This window comes from Ruthenibacterium intestinale (assembly GCF_040096265.1).
Lineage (GTDB): Bacteria > Bacillota > Clostridia > Oscillospirales > Ruminococcaceae > Ruthenibacterium > Ruthenibacterium komagatae.
In genome coordinates this window covers 1-4,144 of sequence record NZ_JBBMFA010000013.1, presented here as the reverse complement: position 1 = coordinate 4,144, position 4,144 = coordinate 1, and the positions used below count along the sequence as shown (strand labels likewise).

The following is a 4,144-nucleotide window of genomic DNA, read 5'->3' as shown; positions in this document are numbered from 1 at the left end:
AAAGTAACGCAAAAGCACTTTCACACCACCGCCCCTTTGGGGCTGGCAGTATGAAAGTGCCTTTGCGCCCTGCCGGGGGCTACAAGAGTCGGTAGCTCGCTGCTGCTTTTATACTAAGTTAGAATTTATCATCCAAAAATTTGTTTTTTATTCCTGTTTCAGTTTTGTAAAACCCAAAAAACAGAAATATAATTCCAACGGCTACTCCTGCAAATACGGTAGACTGTGCGGAAATATTAAGAAAAAGTAAGGATATACACAAAACGATTTCTACCAAACCTAATGTTTTGCCAATACCAATAAAAATATTAGGCGCTATGCTTTGTGCATAATCCCAATGCTCTTGTGACTTTCGTGAGGAAGGTGTGTTGTACCCGTTGCCAGAGTTCATATCTTTTACAGGGTGCTTCTTTAAGATATATCCCACAAAAATCATCACGAACGGTATTACGAAATTCAATATAAGTAATCCATACATAAGAACATCTCCTCAAATTAGGATTTGACTATCTCTTAACTCGTTTTGATAAATGAAGTTCATTATCATCTACATATCCAAGTTTATTATATACAGTTTGTGCAACAAGATTTTCTTGTCCTGTTAGAAGTTCATATTGGTGAAGTGGATAATTCTTACTACAATAAGCCTCTGCAAAAGTAATCATCTCACTCGCTAAGCCTCTTTTTCTGTATGCTGGTTTAACATACACTTCTGTAATTTCAGGCATATATTCATCATAGCAGAACGATTTTTTAAGCTGAACACAAACAAATCCAACTAACATATCATCTTCATCAGCAACGATAACAACTTCCTGTTTATTATTCATAAGGGAATTTCTAATATTGTCTATGCTTGTTTCGCTCTCACCATTAAATTCATCATTTAAGATGTTTAATTGCTCTGCATCATTTACTGTTGCAATTCTTACCATAATTACACCTCATCAAATTCCGATTTGTCAAGTTCTCTTAACCTCGAAACAACTTGCTAAACCAGCCCCGTTTTTGCTCCGGCGCCTGGTCCTGCTGATCCGCTCCGGCCTCCCCGGTAAGAAGCTGCTGCTGGATCGTCCCCGCGTGAAGAGCCTGGGCCGCTGCCGCCGTCTGCTGGGCAGCGGCCAGCGCATCAGTGAGCCGAGTAATGGTCTGAGCCTGCTGCTCGATCTGCCGGTCTTTCACTTCAAGCTGCCCTTGCAGTGTGTCGATGGTGGCCTGTAAAACGCAAACCAAATCGCCAACTTCACGGTTTTCGGTTTGCGTTTTAGTTTGCGATTGGTTTTCGATTTCAGTTTGCGTTTTTTCAAAAAAAGCCTGTTTTATCAAAGCTTCCTGGTGTTCATCAATCGCAAACTGGTTTCCGTTTTTTCGCAAACTTGATCGCAAACCCAGGTTTTCGATTTGTTTACTTACCGCTGTCTTTGATACCCCTATCTCGTCGGCTATCTGCCGGATCGTTTTCATACTTTCACGAACAGGCCCACAGGACACACACCCTTAAACCCAGGCGTAGATATGTACCAGCAAGCAGGGCCTGTCGGCTCCCAGGCTACTTCAAGGGTAATCTCGTGCCAGCCATCTGGAAACAAAGCTGTAAATCCCTCTCCTGCGTGTATGCCGCGCCCTTCCAGGAGCAGACGAGGGTGCGGATCATCGTCTGCCGGATCGGGAAGCTGTATCTGCGCGATCCTCTCTTTATCCCAGCTCATAGACCTTTCCTCCTTCCCCTAAAATAAGTCGCTATGCGATCCCGTCCGGGTAAGATATAAAATCAGCTCGTCCCCGTCCACTTCGTAGATCAGCAACCAATCCGGCGTAATGTGGCACTCACGACACCCCGCATAGTCCCCGGAAAGCTGGTGATCCCTGTTCTTCTCCGGCAACGGCTCCCCCGCAGCCAGCTTTTTAATAATATCGGTCAGCAAAGAAATATCAAAGCCGCGCTTTTTCACACGCTTCAAATCCTTCTGAAACTTTGTGGTTGGTCTTATGTTATACATCGGCAAGCAGCTCCTCCATCATCTGATCGACATTGGAATAGGTCTTGCCGAGGCTCGGATCGGCCTTCATTCTCTTTACTTCCTGGATTGCTTCGACGGTTTCTGCGTTCGGCACATCGCCGCTGATTTCAAAGGGTATTCTATACTCTCTCACCGCCTTACGAGCAAAAACATTGAACGCCGTTGTCATCGTCATTCCCATATCAGCACAGAACGCCTCAAACTGCCGCTTCAAATCTGCGTCCATACGGATGTTAATATTTGTATTCGCCATAGATAGCAACTCCTTTCGCTCTTATTATATACATTGTATCATTTTTTATTCACAATGTCAATATGCATTCCTGGTCGTTTACCCAAGCACTGGCCCTTAAACTTCCACCCTGGTATGTACGCATTTAGGGGGCAAAAAGCCTTGATTTATGCGGCTTTTCGGGCGCGGTAGCGAGGGGGCCGGTATATTTACCCTCGGAGGGCTGAAAACGGCTTCTAAAGCGTAACAGGGGCCTTTCTGGGCCTTATTCCTGGCCCCCATCGTGCAGCGCGTCCAGGAGCCAATCGCTCAACTCCTGGGAAGGGGACACCCGCACCGTTACATGCCCATTTTCAAAGCGTACCGCTGGCGGCGGGCAATCCCACCACTTACGGACGGTTTTCGGATCAAGGCCAGTTTCCCGGTGACAGTCAGCCTTGCGCCCCTCCGGGTGCTGCTGCCGCCATTCATAAACCCGCGCCTGGGCCGTCCCGCTGTCTTTAGGCCGCCCATTTCCTTCCCTCCAATCCTTTTTCCCTTGCTGTTTCGCTTTAATATCCCGAATGGCTCTTGCAATTTCAAGATGATCTGCTTGTTTTTGAAAATTACGCTTATTGACAGGCATAGTCAGGCCGGAGAGCTTCGCTATATCGTCCCTGGGGAATGTCACATAGTCCTCGTTGAACATCTCCAGGGCGCACACCACATCATCTTTTGTAAAGCGGTTTATATCCTCCACACTCATATCATCGTAGGGCCGGAGCAGTGCGAAAGCGTCCCGACGCAGCTCGTCCTCGTCTATCCCGCATTTTTTCGCATAAATCGCCAGCGTCATAATGCCATAGAAACGATGTCCCACCCGGATTTCATCGGCGATCCGGTGCAGCCACCAGTCGTAAAGGTCACGCTTGACTGTCCAGCGGCCCCGCCGCTCCTTCTTGACAATCCGCCGCTCATACCAATCCGGATACTTCTCCTTCGCCTCGGCCAGCGACAGGCGGCTCTTTCTCATAAGCCCCTCAAGCCGCTGCTGCTCCCCGTTACTGTCCGGGATATAATCAAGCAGCCGCGCCAGCTCCACCGGCCCGCCGAGCCGGAACGCCCTCACAGGGTACTCACGCCCCAACTTCGAGCCGGAGCCGACCACCCGAAAACCCTGCAAAATCCCCTGCATTTGCGGCTCCTTGATGGTGGAGGTAAACTTATTCCAAATCTGCCGGGTAAGGGCATATTTCAGCTCTTTCAAGCATTTTTGGTTGTGCGGGTACATAGGCACCGGCTCTTTCAGCACATAATACAGGTGAAGCCCCGTCCCGCTGTTTACAACAAAGGTTGCCTGGGGCAGAATATCCTTGTTCATCTGGTGCAGCGTGTCCCGAAGCTGTGGCATACCCACCCCGTCCAGGTCAAAGACCAGGGCATAGAGATACCGGGCATTTTTGCCGCACCGCCGCCGTCCAAAATAGGAGATAGGGGACATAATCGTGAAATCGGTGTCTTGCAGCTCCCGCAGCTCGTCCAGCTCGTCAGTAATGGTACAGCGTTTCGCTTTACCGTCCCCCTCAATCTGCAGGGCAATACCAGTAGCCTTGTCAACCTCACCTTTCGGCACCGTCACCGCGATCCCGTTTCCCTTCCTGTCCTCAAAATGACCCTTCCTCTCGAAAGATCCTTTCGGGAAGATCTCACGATAAAACTCATACGGCTCCACCGGCTCCAAAAACTTCCCTAAATACTCGTTCTTTTCCCTATAAAGTTCCCGCAGCCGTTCCAGTGCTGCTTGCTGATCCGCCATTCCTTACACCTCTTTTCGTACATTCTGCAAACCCACAGGGGGAAAAGGGGGAGCCAAAGAGCGGCCCCTTCGGGGCCTTAAAGAGAAAGTCACCTC

The 4,144-nt window shown here is 49.0% G+C and carries 7 protein-coding genes; all 7 read right to left on the bottom strand.

Going from position 1 to position 4,144, the window contains the following annotated elements; all coding sequences use genetic code 11:
* Positions 1 to 118 precede the first annotated feature (118 nt).
* The 7 genes from WMO24_RS00175 to WMO24_RS00145 all read right to left on the bottom strand — a co-directional run bounded on the left by WMO24_RS00175 (position 119) and on the right by WMO24_RS00145 (position 4,048).
* On the bottom strand, positions 119 to 478 hold the full coding sequence (locus tag WMO24_RS00175; RefSeq protein ID WP_087990360.1) for an SdpI family protein: 360 nt from the start codon (positions 476 to 478) through the stop codon (positions 119 to 121).
* A gap of 28 nt (positions 479 to 506) precedes the next feature.
* The gene (locus tag WMO24_RS00170) at positions 507 to 935 is read right to left on the bottom strand and encodes a GNAT family N-acetyltransferase (RefSeq protein ID WP_052776518.1); all 429 of its coding nucleotides are present in this window, start codon (positions 933 to 935) and stop codon (positions 507 to 509) included.
* 37 nt (positions 936 to 972) lie between these two features.
* Positions 973 to 1,464: a hypothetical protein gene (locus tag WMO24_RS00165; RefSeq protein ID WP_087990358.1), complete on the bottom strand. Its 492-nt coding sequence runs from the start codon at positions 1,462 to 1,464 to the stop codon at positions 973 to 975.
* A complete protein-coding gene (locus tag WMO24_RS00160; RefSeq protein WP_087295647.1) occupies positions 1,461 to 1,709 on the bottom strand; it encodes a hypothetical protein in 249 nt (82 codons plus the stop codon). The genes WMO24_RS00165 and WMO24_RS00160 overlap by 4 nt, the downstream gene beginning before the upstream one ends.
* A gap of 18 nt (positions 1,710 to 1,727) precedes the next feature.
* Complete coding sequence (locus WMO24_RS00155) at positions 1,728 to 2,000, bottom strand: type II toxin-antitoxin system YafQ family toxin (protein WP_066859802.1); 273 nt, start codon at positions 1,998 to 2,000, stop codon at positions 1,728 to 1,730.
* Positions 1,993 to 2,274, bottom strand: a complete 282-nt coding sequence (locus WMO24_RS00150; protein ID WP_087295645.1) for a type II toxin-antitoxin system RelB/DinJ family antitoxin — start codon at positions 2,272 to 2,274, stop codon at positions 1,993 to 1,995. The genes WMO24_RS00155 and WMO24_RS00150 overlap by 8 nt, the downstream gene beginning before the upstream one ends.
* A gap of 244 nt (positions 2,275 to 2,518) precedes the next feature.
* Positions 2,519 to 4,048, bottom strand: coding sequence for a hypothetical protein (locus WMO24_RS00145; protein WP_349213987.1), 1,530 nt, complete (start codon positions 4,046 to 4,048; stop codon positions 2,519 to 2,521).
* Between the last annotated feature and the right edge of the window lie 96 nt (positions 4,049 to 4,144).

What these genes read in the sequence shown, in the direction of transcription:
- WMO24_RS00155 (WP_066859802.1), bottom strand. Translation starts at nt 2,000, where the DNA reads ATGTATAACATAAGACCAACCACAAAGTTTCAGAAGGATTTGAAGCGT.
- WMO24_RS00145 (WP_349213987.1), bottom strand. Translation starts at nt 4,048, where the DNA reads ATGGCGGATCAGCAAGCAGCACTGGAACGGCTGCGGGAACTTTATAGG.
- WMO24_RS00150 (WP_087295645.1), bottom strand. Translation starts at nt 2,274, where the DNA reads ATGGCGAATACAAATATTAACATCCGTATGGACGCAGATTTGAAGCGG.
- WMO24_RS00175 (WP_087990360.1), bottom strand. Translation starts at nt 478, where the DNA reads ATGTATGGATTACTTATATTGAATTTCGTAATACCGTTCGTGATGATT.
- WMO24_RS00160 (WP_087295647.1), bottom strand. Translation starts at nt 1,709, where the DNA reads ATGAGCTGGGATAAAGAGAGGATCGCGCAGATACAGCTTCCCGATCCG.
- WMO24_RS00170 (WP_052776518.1), bottom strand. Translation starts at nt 935, where the DNA reads ATGGTAAGAATTGCAACAGTAAATGATGCAGAGCAATTAAACATCTTA.
- WMO24_RS00165 (WP_087990358.1), bottom strand. Translation starts at nt 1,464, where the DNA reads ATGAAAACGATCCGGCAGATAGCCGACGAGATAGGGGTATCAAAGACA.